Origin of the sequence: Bacillus sp. TH13, assembly GCF_016651175.1 — a bacterium.
Lineage (GTDB): Bacteria > Bacillota > Bacilli > Bacillales > Bacillaceae_G > Bacillus_A > Bacillus_A thuringiensis_S.
Genome location: NZ_JAEKEJ010000025.1, coordinates 1,460,001 through 1,480,729, shown reverse-complemented (window position 1 = coordinate 1,480,729; position 20,729 = coordinate 1,460,001). Strand labels below are relative to the sequence as shown.

Below are 20,729 nucleotides of genomic sequence, written 5' to 3'. Positions count from 1 at the left end.
ATGAATTGGAAACAAGAATTTAGTCGCTGGCTTTCTTACGCACAATTAGATGCAGAATTAAAAGAACAGCTAGAAAACATGAAGCAAGATGAGAAGAAAATCGAGGATAGCTTTTATAAAAATCTAGAGTTCGGCACAGGTGGTATGCGTGGTGAACTTGGTGCTGGTACGAACCGTTTAAACGTATATACAGTTCGTAAAGCAACAAAAGGATTAGCAAGCTTTATTGAAAAGTTAGGTGAGGAAGCGAAAAAACGAGGTGTTGTTGTAGCCTATGATTCTCGTCATAAATCACCTGAGTTTGCAATGGAAGTCGCTGCTACACTTGGTGCACGTGGTATCACAACATATGTGTTTGAAAGCTTACGTCCAACGCCAGTACTTTCTTTCGCAGTTCGTCATTTACATACAGTAAGTGGAATCGTTCTTACGGCAAGCCATAATCCGCCTGAATATAACGGATACAAAGTATACGGTGAAGATGGTGGACAGTTGCCGCCAAAAGAAGCGGATGAGTTAATAAGCTACGTAGATGCAATAGAAGATGAATTAACAGTTGAAGTCGCTGATGTAGAGCAATTAAAAGCTGACGGTTTATTACATATTATTGGACAAGAAGTAGATGATGCATATGCTGCAGAATTGAACAATGTCATCATTAATAAAGAAATGGTGGAAAAGGCCGGCAAAGACTTAAAAATCGTCTTTACACCATTACACGGAACATCAAATATTTCTGTACGCCGTGGTTTAAAAGAAGTTGGATTTACAGATGTAACAGTTGTAAAAGAGCAAGAGTTACCAGATCCAAACTTCTCTACAGTAAAATCACCGAACCCAGAAGAGCATGCAGCATTTGAGTATGCTATTCGTGACGGTGAAAAGGTAGGCGCAGATGTATTAATCGCAACTGATCCTGACGCAGATCGTCTAGGTGTAGCAGTCCGCAATCATAATGGTGAGTTCCAAGTATTAACAGGAAACCAAACAGGTGCTTTAATGCTTGATTACTTATTATCTCAAAAGAAAGAAAACGGAACGCTTCCAGAGAACGGTGTCGTATTAAAAACAATCGTAACGTCTGAAATTGGTCGTACAATTGCAAAAGCATATGGTTTAGATACAGTTGATACGTTAACTGGATTTAAATTTATCGGTGAGAAAATTAGACAGTATGAAGAAAGCGGACAATACGAATTCCAATTCGGTTATGAGGAAAGCTATGGTTATTTAATCCGTCCATTCTGCCGTGATAAAGATGCAGTACAATCTGTCCTATTTGCATGTGAAGTAGCTGCATACTACAAATCACAAGGGAAAACGTTATATGATGGTCTATTAGAAGTATTTGAGAAGTACGGTTTCTTCCGTGAAGACCTTGTATCGTTAACGTTAAAAGGAAAAGATGGAGCGGAACAAATCCAAGAGATGATGGCGACGTTCCGTGAGAATCCTCCAAAAGAAGTAGCAGGCTTAACAGTCGTAGCAGTTGAAGATTATAAAGCAAGCATCGTTACATCTTTACAAGATGGACATAAAGAAGAGATTCACTTACCGAAATCAAATGTGTTAAAATATCAATTAGAAGATGGTTCATGGTTCTGCCTACGTCCATCTGGAACTGAACCGAAGATTAAGTTCTACTTCGGTGTACAAGATAGTTCTTTACAAAATAGTGAACAAAAGTTACTTACTATTAAAGAAGACATTATGAATCGTTTATAATACAAAGTAATTTTAAGTAGTAAGGAACAAAAGGGAGCGAAATCTCCCTTTTGTTTTATGTAGGAAATGATTGCTATTAATTCCGACAGGAGAGAGGGTATTTTGTGATGAAAAAAGTAAGAAAAGCGATAATCCCAGCAGCTGGATTAGGAACACGTTTTTTACCAGCAACGAAAGCAATGCCGAAAGAAATGTTACCGATAGTAGATAAACCAACGATTCAATACATTGTAGAAGAAGCAGTGAAATCGGGAATCGAAGATATTATTATCGTTACTGGTAAAACAAAGCGCTCTATCGAAGATCATTTTGATAACGCATTTGAACTAGAACAAAACTTATTAGAGAAGAAAAAATATGAGTTGCTTGAAAAAGTACAAGCTTCTTCAAAAATGGTAGATATTCATTACATCCGTCAAAAAGAGCCGAAGGGACTAGGACATGCTGTTTGGTGTGCACGTAAATTCATTGGTGATGAGCCATTTGCAGTGTTACTAGGTGATGATATTGTCCAAGCTGAGAAACCATGTTTACGTCAATTAATGGATGAGTATGAAAAAACACTTTCTTCTGTTATTGGTGTACAAACTGTTCCAGAAACAGAAACACACCGTTACGGAATTATCGATCCATTAGAACAAGAAGGTCGTCGTTACCAAGTTCGCAATTTCGTTGAGAAACCAGCACAAGGTACAGCACCTTCAAACTTAGCGATTATGGGCCGTTACATTTTAACGCCTGAAATCTTTATGTTCTTAGAACAGCAACATGTCGGTGCTGGCGGTGAAATTCAGTTAACAGATGCAATCCAAAGCTTAAATGAAATCCAACGTGTATTTGCTTACGATTTCGAAGGAAAGCGCTACGATGTAGGTGAAAAGCTAGGATTCGTTCAAACGACAATCGAAATGGCTCTGCAACACCCAGAATTACGTGATGACATGGTTGCGATGATGAAGAAAATTTTAGAAGAACAAGCGAACCAAGAGTCTTAATAAAAAAAATGAGTTATTTCAGTATACTGAAATAACTCATTTTTTTATTAGGAAATCGTCGAATGAGAATGCTGATAAGCAGAACGACGCACAGCATAGTATATGCGAGGTGCGATAATAGCACCGATAATTGTAAATGCAATATCTTTTACTGCGAACCACATCATAATCATCCAAGCAGCTTTATAACTCATATTACCGCCCATAAAGAGATTGACTGCCCCGTACATGTAAGTAGTACCGATTATATAAGTTAAAATAATTCCTGTGAAAGAGGCAATAGCAAATGTAATGAATGTTGGTCTTTCTTTTTGTTCTACTAGTTTTCCCGATACGTAAGCAACGATAATAAATGCGATAATAAAACCACCAGTAGGATCTAAAAGTGCTCCAAATCCAGCTTTGAAGTTAGCAAAGATTGGTGCACCGGCTACGCCAACGAGCATATATACAGTCATGGATAAGGCACCAAGTCTACTTCCAAGAAGAAGACCTGCTAAAATTGCGAAAAATGGTTGCATAGATAATGGGATGCCCGCTACTTGCAGGAATGGTGCCCAAGATACAATATTTGCACCAATGGCCATAAGAGCGACGAACATGGCAGCTAATGCTAAATCTAAAACATGAAATCTCCTCATAATGTTAACCTCCTGTTGTTTTTAGGTTAACATTATCGTAGCGAAAATATTTACTTGTTGTCAATCAAAATATTTTGATAAGAAGGCTTCAAATAGTCTCTTAGCAACGTATATGGAATACGAAATTGCGGAATTCCACTTGAATACGGAGCAATCTCATATAAAGGGAAATAAATGACGAGATTGTCTGGCTCTAAAAAGAAGTGAAACTTTTTCATACTCATTACCTTTTCAGTTGCATCAGGAAAATAAATACTTTCATTTTGTTTAATTTGTCTTACAATCTCTGCACGGATTACATCTTTATATTTATCTTTTTGTTGAAATAAATCGTCTAAGTGCAGTAGCTTTTTTTCGTTTAAATCAAATGTATTTGCCTTCCACGTATAAAGACCATGTGCTCCGCCAGTATATTGATAGTAATTCACATATAGGCTAAGAAAAGGTGGTTTGTTTAATGAGACTTTATAATCGACATTTGCTACGTACGGATGAAATGGTGTACTAGATCCTTCTGTTTCTTTATAATATTTTTTTGCTTCTTTTTCTAATTTGTTTTTAAACTTGTCAGTGGATTCTTTGTAGTATAAATTGAGCTTATTTTGAAATTTAGAGTCAGAAAAGTTGTGAAAAGAAGGCCTATTTATTTGATATTCTATATAAGGTTTCTTACCTTTTTGCGTTACAGTCTTAACATCGATTGTCAGGTTAGATGCTTTGGCTGTTATTGCACAATTTGGTACAATAGTCAGCAAGGAGAACATAAGCAGTAATATACAAAATTTCTGTTTCATTTAGGTGAAGCCTCCTTATATAAGTGTTATAAGTAGTTTGAAAATAAATAGGTAAAATTATACATTTAATTAAAGTATGAGAAGGGGGAAGCGATATGGCAAAAACTTTAATGGATTCACTTGGAATTGAGTTGTTAGAGATGACAGAAGATAAGGTGGTTGCTACGATGCCTGTTGATGAGCGTACGCATCAGCCGTTTGGATTTTTGCATGGTGGTGCATCGGTTGCATTAGCAGAAACAGTGGCAAGTGTCGGTTCATATAATTTAATTGATCAAGAAAAATGTATTTGTTTCGGATTAGAAATTAATGCAAACCACATTCGCTCAAAGAAAGATGGAATTGTAACAGCGATTGGGACACCGATACATAGAGGACAATCGACAATGGTTTGGGATGTTCGCATTATTGATGAAAATGATGATTTACTATGTATATCAAGATGTACAGTAGCAATTAAAGAAAAACGTGAAAATTAAAAAAGAGGCGCTCTTATGAGCAGCCTCTTTTTCTTATAATTAGAACTGGATTTTCTTCTCTAAGAAACCTTTTAGTTCGCTAATTGGCATACGAACTTGTTCCATTGTGTCACGGTCACGTACTGTAACAGCTTTGTCTTCAACTGAGTCGAAGTCGTATGTGATACAGAATGGTGTACCGATTTCGTCTTGACGACGGTAACGTTTACCGATAGAACCAGTTTCATCAAAGTCTACCATGAAGTCTTTAGCTAATTCTGCGAATACTTCAGTAGCACCTTCAGATAGCTTTTTAGATAATGGTAAGATAGCTGCTTTGTATGGTGCTAAAGCAGGGTGGAAACGAAGAACTGTACGAGAATCGTTTTCTAATTGCTCTTCTTCATATGCATCACATAAGAATGCTAATGTTACGCGGTCTGCGCCTAAAGATGGCTCGATACAGTATGGTACGTAACGCTCATTCGTTTGTGGATCGATATAGTTAAAGTCTTCGTTTGAGTGTTCCATGTGACGTTTTAAGTCGAAGTCTGTACGAGATGCAACGCCCCAAAGTTCGCCCCAACCGAATGGGAATTTGAATTCAATGTCAGTTGTTGCATTACTGTAGTGAGATAACTCTTCTTCACCGTGGTCACGAAGACGCATGCTCTCTTCAGTCATACCAAGTGAAAGTAACCAGTTTTTACAAGTTTCACGCCAGAATGCGAACCACTCTAAATCTTCACCAGGCTTACAGAAGAATTCAAGTTCCATTTGTTCGAATTCACGTGTACGGAATGTGAAGTTACCAGGTGTGATTTCGTTACGGAAACTCTTACCGATTTGGCCAATACCAAATGGAAGCTTTTTACGCATAGAGCGTTGAACGTTTTTGAAGTTTACGAAAATACCTTGTGCTGTTTCAGGACGAAGGAAGATTTCGTTTGTGCTAGACTCTGTAACACCTTGGAATGTTTTGAACATTAAGTTGAACTGACGGATTTCAGTGAATTCTTCACTACCGCAATCAGGACATTTTACTTCATGTTCTTTCATTAAGTCAGCCATTTGGTCGAAAGTAAGACCGTCAACAACCATTTCGATGCCTTTTGCATCTAAAGCATCCTCAATTAATTTGTCAGCACGGTGACGAGCTTTACATTTTTTACAGTCGATCATTGGATCGTTGAAGTTACCAACATGACCAGAAGCGATCCAAGTTTTAGGGTTCATTAAAATAGCTGCGTCTAAACCAACGTTGTGTGGAGATTCTTGAATGAATTTTTTCCACCAAGCTTTTTTAACGTTATTTTTTAATTCGATTCCAAGTGGACCGTAATCCCAAGTGTTTGCAAGACCACCGTAAATTTCAGAACCAGGGAAAACAAAACCGCGATGTTTCGCTAAGTTTACAACTTGTTCCATTGAATACATAAGAAAATCCTCCTTTTGAAAGTTAACGTATTGGCGATGACATACTCTGATACTTTGGAAACGAGCAGTATATGCTAAAAAGAACATAAAAAAACGCTCATCCCAAGGCTTATTTGCCTAGGGACGAGCGTTTGCCCGCGGTTCCACCCTAGTTGATACACAAAAGGTGCATCCACTTTATCATGTATTGCTCGGGACTGCCGTTTCCTTGCGGCTTCAGGCTTTCACTATCCCTGAATCGCTTTTTATGCAAGTACTTATAAGTCCGTCATCGCTACTTATATTAATAATAATGAACATATTCTAACACGTTCTTTTTTAAATCTCAATAGAGGAACGCGTCTATCTATGATAGAGTCTCACCTATTTTTTCATTATTTATTCCGTAATTTTGTTTAATATGCTTAATTGCTTCACGCTTACTTAATGGAGCGAGTTCATTGTTTTGCACGTATTCCCAAACTACATCCGGATTTGTTTTTGCATATTCACGAAGGACCCAGCCAATCGCTTTTTGAATGAAAAATTCTTTTGAAGAATGTAGTTGTCCAATAATCCAGAAAAGAAGTTCTTCATCCATCTTTTGTTTATATTTCAGTTGGAATAAAATAGCGGCACGTTGTAACCATATGTTATCTGATGCAATCCATTTTGGAATATACGCAGAAATCAATTCTGGGTGTTTTAAAAAGATAGTACCTAAGAATGTAGGGACGATGCTATCGACAGAGTCCCACCAAGATTTTGTGACAATAAGTTCTTCTAAGAAGGGGATATGAGTTTCGTTTATATGCTTTTTATATTTTTGCATAATATCAAGTGCGGCCGCTTGGAATTCACGTTCTGGTAAGTCCCACAGCTCACGTACGATAATTTGAAAGTCTTTTTTATCTGGGAGAGTATGTATTTGAATGACGTCTTTTAACAATTGGCGTCTTTCCGGTGTTTGAATACCTAGAAATGGGAAGTGATTTTTCATATAACGAGCCATAGGTTCTGCTTTTTCAGGATTTTGATGAGCTGTAAAATGCTCTTGTAATGCTTTTGCAAATGGATGCATATGTGTTTCTCCTCTCTTATTCTCTTTCTTCTCTTATTATACAAAGAGTTTGGATAAATTTTAAAACATAACTTGCAATGTAATGAAATATGTTGAAAGTAGAGAGGAGAGGATAAGATGGAGGATCAAGGCGTACTAGCAGGTTTCTTTGCTCTTAGTTTTGCGTTTATTCTTGTTGTATTGATTTGGGCAATTATTGCGTATTTATTAACGGCTTTTGCACTGTATACGATGGCGAAAAATGATGGTGCAACGGATGGTGCTCTTGCGTTTATTCCTTTTTTAAATAGTAAGATATGGGGTGATTTAGCAAAAGACAAATTACCGGATTTCTTAAAAGAAGAAGCGGGATGGAAAGTATTCGGCATATATGTCGCGTGTTTCATTTTTAACTTCGTACCAATTCTATATTTATTAGCAACAGCTGTATCGATTGTGCTGTCTATTTATCTTATCTACGCAATTTTAGATAGATACGGAACGAATTCTATATTGTTTACGATTATTCATACAATCACATTTTCGGTTTTCTTACCGATTCATTTATTTATTATTCGAAATGAACCGGTGAGATATAAAGAGTAGATTTTTCGTTTCTGTTGATAAGTCGATATATTTTAGATATAAGTAAAAAAGCGCCCTGATTATCAGGGCGCTTTTTCTACTACATAAGGTAGCGTAAATAAATATAAATGTGAGAAATGATTAATGAAACGATCATAATTGGGAAACCGACTTTTAGGAATTCCATGTAACTAAATTTATGCCCTTCGCGGCTCGCGATACCTGCAACGATTACGTTAGCAGAAGCTCCGATTAATGTTCCGTTTCCGCCGAGACAAGCACCTAGTGCTAATGCCCACCATAATACATCGATTTGTGCGTCAGATGGTGATAAGCCTAGCCCAACTGCCATATCGTTAATAAGTGGAATCATTGTTGCGACGAATGGGATGTTATCAATTGTTGCAGAGGCGATACCAGATACCCATAAAATAAGGATGGATGCGTAAGAAATATCTCCGCCTGTTATACCAATTACTTTTTGAGCTAACATTTTGATAAGACCGATATCGATAAGTCCTCCAACAAGTACGAATAGCCCTGCGAAGAAGAAGATTGTTACCCACTCTACGCTTGCAAATACTTCTTCAATTTCATGCTCTTTCACACCAATTAACATAAGTACAGTAGCACCAGTTAAGGCAATGATAGCCGCATCAATATGGAAAATAGAATGAGTCATGAAACCTACAATTGTAAGTCCAAGTACCGTTAAAGATTTTTTCATTAATACTGGATCTTTAATGTATTGTTTTTCATCTAAGCTCATTAATTTTTTGACTTGTACAGGATCGGCAATTAATTGTTTGCGGTACATGAAGTAAAGTATTGTTGCTGTAACTCCAATAATAATAATTACGATTGGTGCTAGATTCAATAGGAAAGCATTGAAGTCTAAATGTTTATTGGCAGAACCAATCATAATGTTAGGTGGATCACCAATTAATGTTGCAGTTCCCCCAATGTTTGAGAAAATAATTTCAGAAAGTAAATAAGGAACAGGATTTACTTGCAGTATGCGCGTAATAGATAAAGTAACTGGAACAACAAGAAGTACAGTTGTAACGTTATCTAAAAATGCGGAGCCAAGCGCAGTAAGTAGGGAAAGGGAAATTAAAATTTTAATTGGATTTCCTTGTGCCCCTTTTGCTGCTTTAATGGCAACGTATTGGAAAACACCTGATTTACTCGTAATGTTCACCAAAATCATCATACCGATGAGTAGCGTAATCGTTCCCCATTCAATATGTTTCGTAAAGGCGTTATGTAAATCGACGACCCCCACAATTACCATGAGTGCTGCACCAAGAAGTGCGATGACAGCGCGATTAATTTTTTCAGAAATAATAATGGCATATGTAATTAAAAAGACTGCGATAGCAAAATAATACTGCCAGTTAGCGAGTTCTTGCGTTGTTTCGTGCAAAAATCTCATCTCCTTTCATTCATTTTTCTTAGTGTGTCAAATATTAACTAGATGAAACACACATAACGTCATTATAAAGTAGAAAAACTGCGGATGTAAATGAAAGGAGGGATTTTGTCATATTTTCTGCATAGGTCATTTTTTCTTATTTTTTAAAATATTTGTGGGCATTTGACATATATATAAGATACATCCAATCTGAATATTTAAAATGGAATTAGCATTCGAGCTTGTTCGTGTAGGAGTGTCAAATAGAAAGGAATGACAAAAATGATAAGGAAGGGATCGTATGGATGAACAACGATTTTTATTTTTAGACTTTGAGTTTACGATGCCCCAGCATAGAAAGAAACCGAAAGGATTTTTTCCGGAAATTATTGAGGTAGGACTCGTTTCAGTTGCTGGCTGTAAGGTGGAAGATACGTATTCATCACATGTCAGGCCGAAAACATTTCCCTCTTTAACGGATCGGTGTAAGAAGTTTTTAGGAATAAAACAAGAAGTCGTGGATAAAGGGATTTCATTTCCTGAACTCGTTAAGAAGCTTTCAGAATACGAAACGAAATGTAAACCGACAATTGTAACGTGGGGAAATATGGATATGAAAGTGCTGAAGCATAATTGTGAAATGGCAGGGATAGCTTTTCCGTTCTTCGGACAGTGTCGTGATTTATCGCTTGAGTATAAGAAGTTTTTTGGAGAAAGAAATCAAACAGGATTATGGAAAGCAATTGAGGCGTATGGAAAAGTAGGGACAGGGAAGCATCATTGTGCGCTTGATGATGCAATGACGACGTACAATATTTTTAAACTAGTAGAAAAAGATAAAGAGTATTTAGTAAAACCAGCACCTCCAACATTAGGAGAACTTGTTGATTTTTCAAAAGTGTTAAAGAAAGTGAGTACACAGTAACGACCAAATTGCACATTATGTAATTTGGTCGTTTTGTTTTTTAGAGTTTGTAGTCTTTCTTTAACTGTTCTAATGTTTCTAGACTACGCTCTGCAAAAGGTGAATCATCTTCAGAAAATGAATTCATTTGAGTTTCTAATGCTAATTTGAGTGAATCTGTATAATCCGGAATTTCTCCTTCATATTTCTTCACCATTTGTTCTGGAATGTTCGTTTGCTCACGAAAAGCTAAAGCACGTCTTTCGTGGAAAAATGGTACGTCAGCTTGTTTTACGTTATGTAAGTCACCTTGCACCGGATGTTTTAAAACAGCTAATACTTTTACGACGTAACTGCCAGGGCGGCTATTTGTAACTTCGCCAATGTATTTTCCTGTTTTATAAATACCAGTAACGATTTCGCCAATTTCAAATGTTTCTCTCATATTTTTCACCTCAAGTTTATAGTAAGGAAAGTAGGAGAAGGAGTCAAAGAAATCATTCACTTTCGGAACGCCCCTTGAGAATATGAACTGGTTCAACTATAATTTAAAGATATATAACAGAAAATTCTGATGTTTTTTGAATCCTATAATTAAGGAGTGTTCGTTATGATGCCTTTATATTTTCCAGAAGATAAAACAGAATATATTATTCCAGGGATTGTGTGCGTTCTATTTATTATCGGTGCTATTGCCACGTGGCGCATGTTTATTCGTATATCAAAAAGAGAAGCAGAGCGATTACAGAAAGTTGAAGAAAAACTATTAGCTGAAAAGAAACAGTAACGCATTTTTGTATGTTTCCCTCTATGCTCGGACAATCTAAGGGCAGAATATATTTTGGAGGGAATGGAATGAAGAAACGGCTTTTTTTCAGTTGTTGTTTATTATTTCTGATGGCAGGTTGTGACCAAGGAAAGCCGAAAGAAATTGAAGTGAAATTACATAATGCTTCAGGAGATGAAGTAGGGACTGCGAAAGTAGTTCAGCAAACAAGTGGAGTGAAAATTACGATTAAAGGGGAAGGTTTCACGCCAGGACCACACGGACTACATGTACATGAAATCGGAGAGTGTAAGGCACCTCGTTTTGAATCATCCGGGAATCATTTTAATCCTGATGATAAAAAACATGGTCTTCTTAATCCGAAGGGTGCAGAAAACGGTGATTTACCGAACGTAATTGCAGACGGTTCTGGAAAGATCAAGGCAGAAATCGACGCGCCGCACATAACGCTTGAAGAAGGAAAAACAACGATTCATAGAAAAGATGGAGCGTCTATTATTATTACAGAAAACGCTGATGATGGTATGACACAACCGACAGGTAAATCAGGTGATCGAATTGCTTGTGGTGTCATTGTAAAAAAAGCATCGGATATGAAGAAAAAGTAAAAGCTACCGTGCATGGTAGCTTTTTTTGTGAAACGTAATTGAAAAGATATGGATAAAGGAGGTTGTCCTAAAATGATTTATGACAGCCTCTTTTCTTATTATGAAAACGTATGACGCAGTCTGTTCAAAATTTCTTCTAAAACAGATCGTGGACAGCCGATGTTAATTCGAATATGTTCTTCGCCACCTAACCCGTATTTCTCACCAGGTTCAACGATGATTTTTCCTTTTTCCTCAAGTAATGCAGTACGCTCGTTTTGAGAAAGCTTTAGACGAGAACAATCAATCCATAATAAAAAGCTACCTTCTGGCTTCGTTACGGAAAGAGTAGGTATGTGAGTTTTAATATATTCACAAGCAAATTGAGCATTATCTTCTATATATAATCGAATTTCGTTTAACCAATCATTACATTCTGTATAGGCACTTTGCATCGCTGTATAAGCGAAGATATTTAACCCGTGGAAGCCTTGTCTATATTGGATAGCTGTAAAGGCGTGACGGAGTTTTTCGTTTGGAATGATAATAATCGATGCTTGTAATCCAGCGATATTAAATGTTTTACTTGGAGCCATACAAGTGATAGTGCGCTCTGCTAATTCTTCAGATAAGGAAGCGAACGGCGTATGTGTATGGTCTGCATAAATGATATCGGAATGAATTTCATCCGCGACAATGATTACGTTATATTTAGTACATAACGATCCGAGCTGCACAAGTTCCTCTTTCGTCCAAACGCGTCCGATTGGGTTATGAGGGCTACAAAGAAGCATGAGTTTGACGCCTTGCTGAAACTGCTTTTCTAAATGCTCGAAGTCTATCACATATGTATCATTTTGTTTCTGTAATGGACTCACGCATAACTGCCTGTTGTTTGTTGTGACCATTTCGAAAAATGGAGGATAAATAGGTGGTTGTACAAGAACGGCTTCGTTTTCCTTTGTGAAAGCCTGTATGCTCGTACTAAGAGCTGGAACGATTCCGGCGCTAAAGACAAGCCATTCTTTTTGAATATCCCAGTCGTATTGTTGTTTTGTCCAGTTACAAATAATATCCCCAATATTTTCGGGAGGAAGTGTATAGCCAAAAATCGGATGTTCGATTCGTTGTTTTAAGGCAGTTTGAATTGGTTTTGGTACTTCAAAATCCATATCAGCAATCCAAGCATGGATAAGTTCTTCGTTTTTATATGTATCCCATTTTATACTATGCGTTCCACGTCGATTGATTGCTTTATGAAATAGTTGCATACGTTTGCCCCCTTCTTCTGTAAAACCAATAAGTTATGAAAGTTCTCTCTCTTCTTATAGAATAGCTGATGTGATAGGATAAAGAAAAGTATTAAAAAGTGAAAAGGCGGGAAGCGAATGGGTACATATGAAAAGATGATAGAGGTTGTGAAGAATTGGGATCCGTTTCAAATGGGACCGGAGTTTTATGAAACAGAAGCGAGCGATGTTGTGAACGTCATAAGTGTGTTTGATGATCCAAAATACATCGCAAAGAAGATTCAACATATATACTTTATGTCTTTTGAGGAAGTACCTGCGCTTGAAAAATGTGAGAAATTAGCTGTGGAATTACTTGTAATAAAAGAAGGCGGAAGCTGTTCATTATAGGCTGTCGGAATTTCCGACGGCCTTTTTTATATTATCCCGCTATTTGCCGGGCAGTAAGACCCCCACCTCAAAATTCAGCAGAAGCAAAGAAGTTAGGTGGGGGCTAATTAAAGTTTCACTTTATTGCGCAGAAAAAGCGATAATTTCTTCATAAACATGTTCAGGCTTTTCTTCAGGTAGTAAATGTCCTGTATTTTCGTAAGAAATAAATTTTGAATTCGGTAAATCTTTGTGTAGACGATGACCTACATGTACAGGGACGACGCGGTCTTTTTCACCCCAAATGAGTAGTGTAGGTGTTTCGATTTTTTGTAATTCAGTTGAAGATAAGTCACCTTCACGGTCTCGTATCATGCGAGTTAAAGCGGGAAATATACGGTCGTCATAAAAAGGAGCGGAGTAACCTTTTTTCATTTCATCGTCAATTAATGAGTGATCATGAACGACATTCATTAAGTTATGAACAATGCCGCGTCTAATAATCCAGTTCTTTACGTATAAATGAAAGAACGGTAAATAAGAAGAGTATAGTAAAGGTAAGGTTGCGCGTGCTAAATAGCTAGAGCTGCATAGTAAAATCGTCTTTGAGATGAGTTCAGGACGTATACGGTTTACATAGAGAGAAATTTGCCCACCCATAGAGTGCCCAACTAATACAATGTTTGAGAGAGATAAATGTTCAATTAAATCAATAATGATCGTTGCTAAATTGTGATAAGAATACTTAAACAGATGAGACTTATCACTTTTTCCGAACGGTGGTAAATCAAGAGCAATGACTGTTCCTTCCTTCGATAGTAAGGGAATGAGACGACGGTAACTGAATGAGGAAGATAAAAAGCCGTGAACGAGTACGAAAGTAGGACGTTCTGTTTTATTATCATGTTCATACAATTCGTAATGAATAGTAGTGCCGCGAGTGGAAAAAGTGAAATAAGGACAAGTATATTCGTGATTCATTTTTTGTCACTCCATTGATTTTTGTTCATATCATCTCCAAGGAAGAAGAAAATATGTTAACAAAAAAAGGCAAGATGACGATGTCATCTTGCTTTTCGTTTATTCAGTATTACCCGCGAACAATATTAGGCGGTGTTTTTCCTTGCAATCCTGCAACTAAATTTTCAGCGGCGGTCATAGCCATTTGCTGCCTAGTTTTTAATGTTGCAGATCCGATGTGTGGTAAAGTCACAACATTTTGTAATGATAAGAGTGGATTATCTTTTTGAATCGGCTCTTGTGTAAATGTATCGATACCTGCTGCAAAGATTTTCTTTTCTGTTAAAGCATGGATTAACGCTTCTTCATCTACTGTTTTCCCGCGAGAAGCATTAATGAAGATTGCTGTTTCTTTCATTAATGAAAATTCCTTTTCTCCGATAAGGTGATATGTTTCATCTGTTAATGGAGTAAGAAGAACAATAAAGTCAGACTGCTTCAGTAGCGTCTGTAAATCACAATATGTAGCATCGAATTTTTGTTCAGCTTCTTCTTTACGACGGCGGTTATAGTAAAGAACATTCATATCAAATCCGAATTTTGCTCGTTTTGCAACTGCTTCTCCAATTCGGCCCATTCCGATAATACCAATTGTGCTATGGTGTACATCTAGTCCGAAGTGTTCTTTTCCAATTTCAGTGTTCCATTCACCATTTTTTACATAAGAATCGAGTTCGCAAACACGGCGCCCAGCAGATAACATAAGGGCGAAAACAAGATCAGCTACTGTATCATCTAATACGTATGGTGTATTCGTTCCGATAACATTTCGTTTTTTCATCGCTTGTAAATCAAAATTATCGTAACCAACAGAAATGTTGCTCACTACTTTTAAGTTAGGAGCTACTGTTAGTAATTCTTCATTAATAGCAGATCCGAAATTTAATAACCCATCTTTATCTTGTATTTTCTCTAATAGAACATCACGAGGTACTTTTTCATTTTGATCCCATTTTTCATAATCACAGTGTTCTGATAAATAGTTTTCTACAAATGTTGGAACTGGTTCAGCAATATAAACTTTTGGTTTCACGATTCCATCCCCTTTCGCTTTATCACGCATTTTTCCACTGATTAAAGTTTCACTTTACCCCGCATTAACGGACAGCAAGTCTCCCGCCTCAAAAAGCAGCTCAAGCAAAGAGGTTAGGTGGGAGAGCTACTGTCCGTAAAAGCCCGATTGGTTCAACTAATAATCAGCGGGGTGAAGCATTTCGCTGATTAAAGTTTCACTTTATTTTGACATAATTCAATAGAAAAATCTTCTTTTCAAACTGGAAAGGGTATTTGTATAATTTAGACACAAACGAAAAGGAAGGATGATTTATATGGTGACAGAAAAAGAATTAGAATTATTAGCTTGTCTTGAAAAGAGTAGTCGATTATCTGTAGATACATTAGCGAAGCTGTTAAATATAGAAGTAGAAGAAGTAAAGAAGATGGTTGCGAGATTAGAAAATGAAAAAATTATTGTGGATTATGTAACACATATTGATTGGACGAAGGTGAAAGAACATACAGGTTTAACGGCGATGATCGATGTGAAAGTTACACCAAAGCGCGGCGTTGGGTTTGATGCGGTTGCTGAACAAATTTATCGTTATTCAGAAGTGAAATCCGTTTATTTAATGTCAGGGACATATGATCTTTCTATTACATTAGAAGGGAAAACGATGGGGGAAGTAGCGATGTTTGTTTCTGAGAAATTAGCAACAATTGAATCTGTCGTTTCTACAACTACTCATTTCATTTTGAAGAAGTATAAACATGAGGGCGTTATTTATGAAAAAGACGATGATGATAAGCGAATTGTGGTGACACCATGAAGCAATTTGAACTATCCAGATCAGCAGAATCTTTAAAACCATCTGGTATTCGGAAATTTTTCGATTTAGCAGCAAATATGAAAGGTGTTATTTCCCTCGGGGTAGGAGAGCCAGATTTTGTTACACCTTGGAATGTAAGGCAAGCATGTATTCGTTCTTTGGAACAAGGGTATACGTCATATACAGCAAATGCAGGATTATTGGAGCTTCGTCAAGAAATAGCAAAGTATCTAAAAAAACAATTTGCAGTATCGTATGATCCAAGTAATGAAATCATTGTTACAGTTGGAGCGAGTCAGGCGTTAGATGTAGCGATGCGCGCCATTATAAATCCTGATGATGAAGTGCTCATTATTGAACCGAGCTTCGTTTCTTATGCACCACTTGTGACATTAGCTGGAGGAGTTCCGGTTCCTGTGGCGACTACGTTAGAAAACGAGTTTAAAGTACAACCAGAACAAATTGAAGCAGTTATTACAGCGAAAACAAAGGCGATTTTACTTTGTTCACCAAATAACCCGACAGGTGCAATGCTAAATAAATCCGAGCTTGAAGAAATAGCAGTGATTGTTGAGAAGTACAATCTAATCGTATTATCTGATGAAATTTATGCAGAGCTTGTATACGACGAAGTATATACAAGTTTCGCAAGTATTAAAAATATGCGTGAGCATACGATTTTAATTTCAGGATTTTCAAAAGGATTTGCGATGACAGGATGGCGCCTCGGTATGATTGCAGCTCCTGTTCAATTTTCAGAATTAATGCTCAAAATCCATCAATATTCAATGATGTGCGCACCGACGATGTCTCAGTTTGCAGCACTTGAGGCGTTACGCGCAGGGAACGATGAAGTAATTCGAATGAGAGATAGCTATAAGAAGCGTCGTAACTTCATGACGACATCTTTCAATGAAATGGGCTTAATGTGTCATGTGCCGGGCGGAGCATTTTATGTTTTTCCTTCTATATCTTCAACCGGATTATCTTCAGCGGAATTTGCAGAACAGTTATTGCTGGAAGAAAAAGTGGCCGTTGTCCCTGGTAGCGTATTTGGCGAAAGTGGTGAAGGATTTATTCGTTGTTCATATGCGACGTCGCTTGAACAACTTATGGAAGCAATGAAGAGAATGGAACGATTTGTAGAAAATAAAAAAAGGACAAAACGTAATACGTTTTGTCCATAAAAGGGGGGGAATACTAGAAAGCCATGTGTTAGTAGTCTATCCCAATATTGGAGAATTATACTTCTTTAAGGGAAATTTTTCATGAATTTTGAATGAGTTCTGTCATAGTGGTATAATTTACTAATATAAGGTATACGCATTCTAGATATCATTATCTAGAATGCGTACTAACCAATCGGATATTTAAAATAAATATATCTGCTTTGCTCTCTATAATTGTAGAGAGAATGGTAAACGTATGGGAGTGTTTCATATGTCAGAACAATATACAACAGGAGTGGTTGTAACAGGGAAAGTGACTGGAATTCAAGATTACGGTGCATTTGTAGCGTTAGATGCAGAAACACAAGGACTTGTGCATATATCTGAAATTACAAATGGATATGTAAAGGATATTCATGACTTTTTAAAAGTCGGCGATACAGTAGAAGTAAAGGTACTTTCAATTGATGAAGAGCACAGAAAAATGAGTTTATCGTTAAAAGCGGCGAAAAGAAAACAAGGAAGGATTCTTATACCGAACCCATCTGAAAACGGATTTAATACGCTGCGAGAAAAGTTGGCAGAATGGATTGAAGAGTCCGAGTTAACAAAGTAAAAGAGGAACGCATATGAGCGTTCCTCTTTTACTTTATCTTATGATATATATTTGCAAATATGATTGCATGCAATCATATTCGTATGTCGGAGGTGAAAGGACATACTGATTATCGAATTTCGTTTGTTTCTGGGTGCGTACCAAGATTTTCAGATGGTTTAAACAGTAAACCAAGATTGATAAGCCCAGATATACCAACGATGCCGTAAATAATACGTGCAAGAGCTGAATTTTGTCCACCGAAAATGGCTGCTACTAAGTCAAACTGGAAAAATCCGATTAGTCCCCAGTTCACAGCGCCAATTACAGTAAAGACTAATGCGATACGTTGCAAAGTACTCATGAAAAAGCCCCCCTTAATTGTGAAGCATGAGCAAGCGATGAGTTAATTAACTCTTTTATAGAATGGGGTAGTTATGTTGTTTTTATACATAAAAAATGTTCGAAAGAGGATGTATATACATCTATACCGAAAAATGCGAATTTTTATGCAAAAAATGAACTTTTTCTAAAAAATATATATTGGTTACGTTTACAATGGTTGAATCGCTTGATTTACAACTTCAGTTTCGCTAAAGTGAATACAGAAATACATATCCATAATTGGAGGGAAAAAGATGAGTACACATGTAACGTTCGACTATTCTAAAGCGTTATCCTTCATCGGTGAACATGAAATCACTTATTTACGTGATGCAGTGAAAGTAACACATCACGCAATTCACGAAAAAACTGGAGCTGGGAACGATTTCCTTGGGTGGGTAGACCTTCCGCTTCAATATGACAAAGAAGAATTCGCTCGCATTCAAAAATGCGCAGAAAAAATTAAAAATGACTCTGACATTTTACTTGTTGTAGGTATTGGTGGTTCTTACTTAGGAGCACGCGCAGCAATCGAAATGTTAAACCATTCTTTCTACAACACGCTTTCTAAAGAACAACGTAAAACTCCACAAGTGCTATTTGTTGGACAAAACATTAGCTCCACTTACATGAAAGATTTAATGGACGTATTAGAAGGTAAAGACTTCTCTATTAACGTTATTTCCAAATCAGGTACAACAACAGAGCCAGCACTAGCATTCCGTATCTTCCGTAAGTTATTAGAAGAAAAGTATGGAAAAGAAGAAGCTCGCAAACGTATTTATGCAACTACAGATAAAGCACGTGGTGCGTTAAAAACATTAGCTGATAACGAAGATTACGAAACATTTGTTATTCCAGATGATGTTGGAGGTCGTTTCTCTGTATTAACGCCAGTTGGTTTGTTACCAATCGCAGTAAGTGGCTTAAATATTGAAGAGATGATGAAAGGTGCAGCTGCTGGTCATGATGACTTCGGAACATCAGAACTAGAAGAAAACCCAGCTTACCAATACGCAGTAGTTCGTAACGCTTTATACAATAAAGGAAAAACAATTGAAATGCTTGTTAACTATGAGCCAGCACTTCAATACTTCGCTGAGTGGTGGAAACAGTTATTTGGTGAAAGTGAAGGAAAAGATCAAAAAGGTATTTTCCCATCTTCAGCAAACTTCTCAACTGACTTACACTCATTAGGTCAATACGTCCAAGAAGGTCGTCGTGACTTATTTGAAACAGTTCTTAAAGTAGGTAAATCTACACATGAACTAACAATCGAATCAGAAGAAAACGATTTAGACGGATTAAATTACCTTGCTGGTGAAACTGTAGACTTCGTAAACACAAAAGCATACGAAGGTACATTACTTGCACATAGCGACGGGGGAGTACCAAACTTAATCGTCAATATTCCTGAATTAAATGAGTACACATTCGGTTACCTTGTATACTTCTTCGAAAAAGCATGTGCGATGAGCGGCTACTTATTAGGCGTAAATCCATTTGACCAACCTGGAGTAGAAGCATACAAGAAAAACATGTTTGCTTTACTTGGTAAACCAGGATTTGAAGCATTAAAAGCAGAATTAGAAGAGCGTTTAAAATAATAAAAAGCGACCGGAAACCCGGTCGCTTTTTATTATTTTACAGAAAGATACATCAGTATATTCAAACTAAAGTGGGTATGCTAAAGGAAAAGTCTTGGAGGGATGGACTTGATTCCGATTCAATCAAATTTAGAAGGACGTACATATGCGTTATATAAGTTAGAAGAGATTATGAAACCACTTGGATATAGCATTGGTGGTAATTGGGATTATGATAAAGGATGCTTTGATTACAAAATTGATGAAGAAGATGGGTATCAATTTTTACGAGTGCCGTTTACAGCAGTAGATGGTGAACTAGATGTACCTGGTGTAGTAGTCCGTCTTGAAACGCCGTATATTCTTTCGCACGTATATCAAGACGAACTAGATGATAATGTGAATACTTTAACCGCTGGAACGAGTGGGATGGATCAATTTGCTGAACCGAAAGATCCAGATGGAGATGTAAAAAGAAAATATATCAATATTGGGAAAGTGCTCATGCAAGAACTAGAGCGTCATTTTATTAATGGTGAATAACAATGAGTATGTCGCTTTCGATAAGAATGAAGGTATGGACTGGGTTAATCATATATTGATCGTCGCGCTTTATACCTAGTAAGAGAATGTTTTGTTTTAAAAGGGTATAGCTACAATTTGCAAAGGTTTGTCCGGTGCAGGACGGAGAAAGCTCCATCAGTTGTAATTTGTTATCAGAGATTTCATCGTAAAGTGAGAATAGTACACCTGAAATAGAAGGGAATAAAAGAGAAGCGGTAAATACATAACTCGTTAATTTATTTCCTTCTATAATTTCTGACGCGCCAGCTCTCGTTGCATTTTGAATTTGTTCAGTAGTAAGTAGTTCGGCGATGCAGTAAATGTTTGGATTGAGTCCTTTCGCAGTTAAAATATTTAAAATGGACTGTGTATCTGCTAAGCTTTCGTTCTTTTCTTTATCCGCTGTTATTAATATGGTGTGTGCCGTTGCAATATTAGCCTTTAATAAAGTTTGATCGTGATGCGGACAACCTTTTATAAATTCTAAATGATGAAAGGGTTTTGGGAGTAAAGAAAGTGTTTCATCAATTAAAACGATATCAAGGTTTGGTTGTAGTACATGCATTTGCTTTACAACATGTTTTGCACGCTCATTCCAGC

24 protein-coding genes (1 of these 24 only partly in view) are annotated in these 20,729 nt (G+C 36.9%); 13 read left to right on the top strand and 11 right to left on the bottom strand.

Annotation, left to right across the window (positions count from 1 at the left end):
• Together JFU02_RS16030 and galU are read left to right on the top strand one after the other, a co-directional pair.
• The gene (locus JFU02_RS16030; protein WP_001104215.1) at positions 1–1,725 is read left to right on the top strand and encodes a phospho-sugar mutase; all 1,725 of its coding nucleotides are present in this window, start codon (positions 1–3) and stop codon (positions 1,723–1,725) included.
• 107 nt (positions 1,726–1,832) lie between these two features.
• The gene (galU, locus tag JFU02_RS16025) at positions 1,833–2,720 is read left to right on the top strand and encodes a UTP--glucose-1-phosphate uridylyltransferase GalU (RefSeq protein WP_000757823.1); all 888 of its coding nucleotides are present in this window, start codon (positions 1,833–1,835) and stop codon (positions 2,718–2,720) included.
• Positions 2,721–2,767: 47 nt separating this feature from the next.
• On the opposite strand, the gene JFU02_RS16020 is transcribed toward galU, so the two are convergent.
• Both JFU02_RS16020 and JFU02_RS16015 read right to left on the bottom strand, forming a co-directional pair.
• Positions 2,768–3,361, bottom strand: a complete 594-nt coding sequence (locus JFU02_RS16020) for a biotin transporter BioY (protein ID WP_001252163.1) — start codon at positions 3,359–3,361, stop codon at positions 2,768–2,770.
• Between the two features lie 50 nt (positions 3,362–3,411).
• The gene (locus JFU02_RS16015; protein ID WP_098316666.1) at positions 3,412–4,155 is read right to left on the bottom strand and encodes a DUF3298 and DUF4163 domain-containing protein; all 744 of its coding nucleotides are present in this window, start codon (positions 4,153–4,155) and stop codon (positions 3,412–3,414) included.
• A 95-nt stretch (positions 4,156–4,250) separates the two neighbouring features.
• Between JFU02_RS16015 and JFU02_RS16010 the strand changes: the two genes are divergently transcribed.
• A complete protein-coding gene (locus JFU02_RS16010) occupies positions 4,251–4,634 on the top strand; it encodes a hotdog fold thioesterase (RefSeq protein WP_001140613.1) in 384 nt (127 codons plus the stop codon).
• A 39-nt stretch (positions 4,635–4,673) separates the two neighbouring features.
• Here the strand turns inward: JFU02_RS16010 and JFU02_RS16005 are convergent, their stop codons facing one another.
• Together JFU02_RS16005 and JFU02_RS16000 are read right to left on the bottom strand one after the other, a co-directional pair.
• Positions 4,674–6,050, bottom strand: coding sequence for a glycine--tRNA ligase (locus JFU02_RS16005; protein WP_000287148.1), 1,377 nt, complete (start codon positions 6,048–6,050; stop codon positions 4,674–4,676).
• 346 nt (positions 6,051–6,396) lie between these two features.
• Positions 6,397–7,110, bottom strand: coding sequence for a DNA alkylation repair protein (locus JFU02_RS16000; RefSeq protein ID WP_098316667.1), 714 nt, complete (start codon positions 7,108–7,110; stop codon positions 6,397–6,399).
• 117 nt (positions 7,111–7,227) lie between these two features.
• Here JFU02_RS16000 and JFU02_RS15995 point away from each other — a divergent pair, with 117 nt between their 5' ends.
• Positions 7,228–7,695 (top strand): hypothetical protein, encoded by a 468-nt coding sequence (locus JFU02_RS15995; RefSeq protein WP_000390065.1) that lies wholly within the window; start codon positions 7,228–7,230, stop codon positions 7,693–7,695.
• Between the two features lie 79 nt (positions 7,696–7,774).
• Here the strand turns inward: JFU02_RS15995 and JFU02_RS15990 are convergent, their stop codons facing one another.
• Positions 7,775–9,100, bottom strand: a complete 1,326-nt coding sequence (locus JFU02_RS15990) for an ArsB/NhaD family transporter (RefSeq protein WP_000545234.1) — start codon at positions 9,098–9,100, stop codon at positions 7,775–7,777.
• A gap of 289 nt (positions 9,101–9,389) precedes the next feature.
• On the opposite strand from JFU02_RS15990, the gene kapD reads away from it, so the two are divergent.
• Positions 9,390–10,013 (top strand): 3'-5' exonuclease KapD, encoded by a 624-nt coding sequence (kapD, locus tag JFU02_RS15985; protein ID WP_000344358.1) that lies wholly within the window; start codon positions 9,390–9,392, stop codon positions 10,011–10,013.
• 40 nt (positions 10,014–10,053) lie between these two features.
• On the opposite strand, the gene kapB is transcribed toward kapD, so the two are convergent.
• Positions 10,054–10,437 (bottom strand): kinase-associated lipoprotein KapB, encoded by a 384-nt coding sequence (gene kapB, locus JFU02_RS15980; protein ID WP_001209340.1) that lies wholly within the window; start codon positions 10,435–10,437, stop codon positions 10,054–10,056.
• Between the two features lie 165 nt (positions 10,438–10,602).
• On the opposite strand from kapB, the gene JFU02_RS15975 reads away from it, so the two are divergent.
• A complete protein-coding gene (locus JFU02_RS15975) occupies positions 10,603–10,779 on the top strand; it encodes a hypothetical protein (RefSeq protein WP_000982756.1) in 177 nt (58 codons plus the stop codon).
• Positions 10,780–10,847: 68 nt separating this feature from the next.
• Positions 10,848–11,387 (top strand): superoxide dismutase [Cu-Zn], encoded by a 540-nt coding sequence (gene sodC, locus JFU02_RS15970; RefSeq protein WP_000746518.1) that lies wholly within the window; start codon positions 10,848–10,850, stop codon positions 11,385–11,387.
• A 98-nt stretch (positions 11,388–11,485) separates the two neighbouring features.
• Here the strand turns inward: sodC and JFU02_RS15965 are convergent, their stop codons facing one another.
• The gene (locus JFU02_RS15965; RefSeq protein ID WP_098285451.1) at positions 11,486–12,637 is read right to left on the bottom strand and encodes a MalY/PatB family protein; all 1,152 of its coding nucleotides are present in this window, start codon (positions 12,635–12,637) and stop codon (positions 11,486–11,488) included.
• Positions 12,638–12,754: 117 nt separating this feature from the next.
• Here JFU02_RS15965 and JFU02_RS15960 point away from each other — a divergent pair, with 117 nt between their 5' ends.
• Positions 12,755–13,006, top strand: a complete 252-nt coding sequence (locus JFU02_RS15960; RefSeq protein ID WP_000537641.1) for a YugE family protein — start codon at positions 12,755–12,757, stop codon at positions 13,004–13,006.
• 120 nt (positions 13,007–13,126) lie between these two features.
• On the opposite strand, the gene JFU02_RS15955 is transcribed toward JFU02_RS15960, so the two are convergent.
• Both JFU02_RS15955 and JFU02_RS15950 read right to left on the bottom strand, forming a co-directional pair.
• Positions 13,127–13,966, bottom strand: coding sequence for an alpha/beta fold hydrolase (locus JFU02_RS15955; RefSeq protein ID WP_001015211.1), 840 nt, complete (start codon positions 13,964–13,966; stop codon positions 13,127–13,129).
• A 109-nt stretch (positions 13,967–14,075) separates the two neighbouring features.
• The gene (locus JFU02_RS15950) at positions 14,076–15,068 is read right to left on the bottom strand and encodes a 2-hydroxyacid dehydrogenase (protein ID WP_001205001.1); all 993 of its coding nucleotides are present in this window, start codon (positions 15,066–15,068) and stop codon (positions 14,076–14,078) included.
• 265 nt (positions 15,069–15,333) lie between these two features.
• Here JFU02_RS15950 and JFU02_RS15945 point away from each other — a divergent pair, with 265 nt between their 5' ends.
• The 3 genes from JFU02_RS15945 (at position 15,334) to yugI (ending at position 17,616) form a co-directional block, all read left to right on the top strand.
• Positions 15,334–15,831, top strand: coding sequence for an Lrp/AsnC family transcriptional regulator (locus tag JFU02_RS15945; protein WP_000255697.1), 498 nt, complete (start codon positions 15,334–15,336; stop codon positions 15,829–15,831).
• Complete coding sequence (locus JFU02_RS15940; RefSeq protein WP_000808538.1) at positions 15,828–17,018, top strand: aminotransferase; 1,191 nt, start codon at positions 15,828–15,830, stop codon at positions 17,016–17,018. Before JFU02_RS15945 ends, JFU02_RS15940 begins: the two co-directional genes overlap by 4 nt.
• 253 nt (positions 17,019–17,271) lie before the next feature.
• The gene (gene yugI, locus JFU02_RS15935; RefSeq protein ID WP_000003764.1) at positions 17,272–17,616 is read left to right on the top strand and encodes a S1 domain-containing post-transcriptional regulator GSP13; all 345 of its coding nucleotides are present in this window, start codon (positions 17,272–17,274) and stop codon (positions 17,614–17,616) included.
• A 109-nt stretch (positions 17,617–17,725) separates the two neighbouring features.
• On the opposite strand, the gene JFU02_RS15930 is transcribed toward yugI, so the two are convergent.
• Complete coding sequence (locus JFU02_RS15930) at positions 17,726–17,959, bottom strand: DUF378 domain-containing protein (RefSeq protein WP_000105788.1); 234 nt, start codon at positions 17,957–17,959, stop codon at positions 17,726–17,728.
• A 274-nt stretch (positions 17,960–18,233) separates the two neighbouring features.
• On the opposite strand from JFU02_RS15930, the gene JFU02_RS15925 reads away from it, so the two are divergent.
• Complete coding sequence (locus JFU02_RS15925) at positions 18,234–19,586, top strand: glucose-6-phosphate isomerase (protein WP_098838605.1); 1,353 nt, start codon at positions 18,234–18,236, stop codon at positions 19,584–19,586.
• Positions 19,587–19,694: 108 nt separating this feature from the next.
• Entirely contained in the window at positions 19,695–20,108 is a 414-nt protein-coding gene (locus JFU02_RS15920; protein ID WP_000612335.1) for a YugN-like family protein, read from the top strand.
• On the opposite strand, the gene JFU02_RS15915 is transcribed toward JFU02_RS15920, so the two are convergent.
• A protein-coding gene (locus JFU02_RS15915) for a potassium channel family protein (protein ID WP_098838606.1) crosses the window boundary here: on the bottom strand, positions 20,095–20,729 show its 3' portion. Its footprint extends 361 nt past the window's final position; the window shows 635 of its 996 coding nt (coding positions 362–996); the start codon falls outside the window, past its right edge — the gene reads right to left on this strand; it ends in the stop codon at positions 20,095–20,097. The genes JFU02_RS15920 and JFU02_RS15915 overlap by 14 nt on opposite strands.

Excerpts from the sequence above, each read along its gene's own strand:
- galU (WP_000757823.1), top strand. The coding sequence starts at position 1,833 with ATGAAAAAAGTAAGAAAAGCGATAATCCCAGCAGCTGGATTAGGAACA.
- JFU02_RS15925 (WP_098838605.1), top strand. The coding sequence starts at position 18,234 with ATGAGTACACATGTAACGTTCGACTATTCTAAAGCGTTATCCTTCATC.
- JFU02_RS15945 (WP_000255697.1), top strand. The coding sequence starts at position 15,334 with ATGGTGACAGAAAAAGAATTAGAATTATTAGCTTGTCTTGAAAAGAGT.
- JFU02_RS15955 (WP_001015211.1), bottom strand. The coding sequence starts at position 13,966 with ATGAATCACGAATATACTTGTCCTTATTTCACTTTTTCCACTCGCGGC.
- yugI (WP_000003764.1), top strand. The coding sequence starts at position 17,272 with ATGTCAGAACAATATACAACAGGAGTGGTTGTAACAGGGAAAGTGACT.
- JFU02_RS15965 (WP_098285451.1), bottom strand. The coding sequence starts at position 12,637 with ATGCAACTATTTCATAAAGCAATCAATCGACGTGGAACGCATAGTATA.
- sodC (WP_000746518.1), top strand. The coding sequence starts at position 10,848 with ATGAAGAAACGGCTTTTTTTCAGTTGTTGTTTATTATTTCTGATGGCA.
- JFU02_RS16020 (WP_001252163.1), bottom strand. The coding sequence starts at position 3,361 with ATGAGGAGATTTCATGTTTTAGATTTAGCATTAGCTGCCATGTTCGTC.
- JFU02_RS15950 (WP_001205001.1), bottom strand. The coding sequence starts at position 15,068 with ATGCGTGATAAAGCGAAAGGGGATGGAATCGTGAAACCAAAAGTTTAT.
- JFU02_RS16015 (WP_098316666.1), bottom strand. The coding sequence starts at position 4,155 with ATGAAACAGAAATTTTGTATATTACTGCTTATGTTCTCCTTGCTGACT.
- kapD (WP_000344358.1), top strand. The coding sequence starts at position 9,390 with ATGGATGAACAACGATTTTTATTTTTAGACTTTGAGTTTACGATGCCC.
- JFU02_RS15930 (WP_000105788.1), bottom strand. The coding sequence starts at position 17,959 with ATGAGTACTTTGCAACGTATCGCATTAGTCTTTACTGTAATTGGCGCT.
- JFU02_RS15975 (WP_000982756.1), top strand. The coding sequence starts at position 10,603 with ATGATGCCTTTATATTTTCCAGAAGATAAAACAGAATATATTATTCCA.
- JFU02_RS16000 (WP_098316667.1), bottom strand. The coding sequence starts at position 7,110 with ATGCATCCATTTGCAAAAGCATTACAAGAGCATTTTACAGCTCATCAA.
- JFU02_RS15960 (WP_000537641.1), top strand. The coding sequence starts at position 12,755 with ATGGGTACATATGAAAAGATGATAGAGGTTGTGAAGAATTGGGATCCG.
- JFU02_RS16010 (WP_001140613.1), top strand. The coding sequence starts at position 4,251 with ATGGCAAAAACTTTAATGGATTCACTTGGAATTGAGTTGTTAGAGATG.
- kapB (WP_001209340.1), bottom strand. The coding sequence starts at position 10,437 with ATGAGAGAAACATTTGAAATTGGCGAAATCGTTACTGGTATTTATAAA.
- JFU02_RS16005 (WP_000287148.1), bottom strand. The coding sequence starts at position 6,050 with ATGTATTCAATGGAACAAGTTGTAAACTTAGCGAAACATCGCGGTTTT.
- JFU02_RS16030 (WP_001104215.1), top strand. The coding sequence starts at position 1 with ATGAATTGGAAACAAGAATTTAGTCGCTGGCTTTCTTACGCACAATTA.
- JFU02_RS15940 (WP_000808538.1), top strand. The coding sequence starts at position 15,828 with ATGAAGCAATTTGAACTATCCAGATCAGCAGAATCTTTAAAACCATCT.
- JFU02_RS15995 (WP_000390065.1), top strand. The coding sequence starts at position 7,228 with ATGGAGGATCAAGGCGTACTAGCAGGTTTCTTTGCTCTTAGTTTTGCG.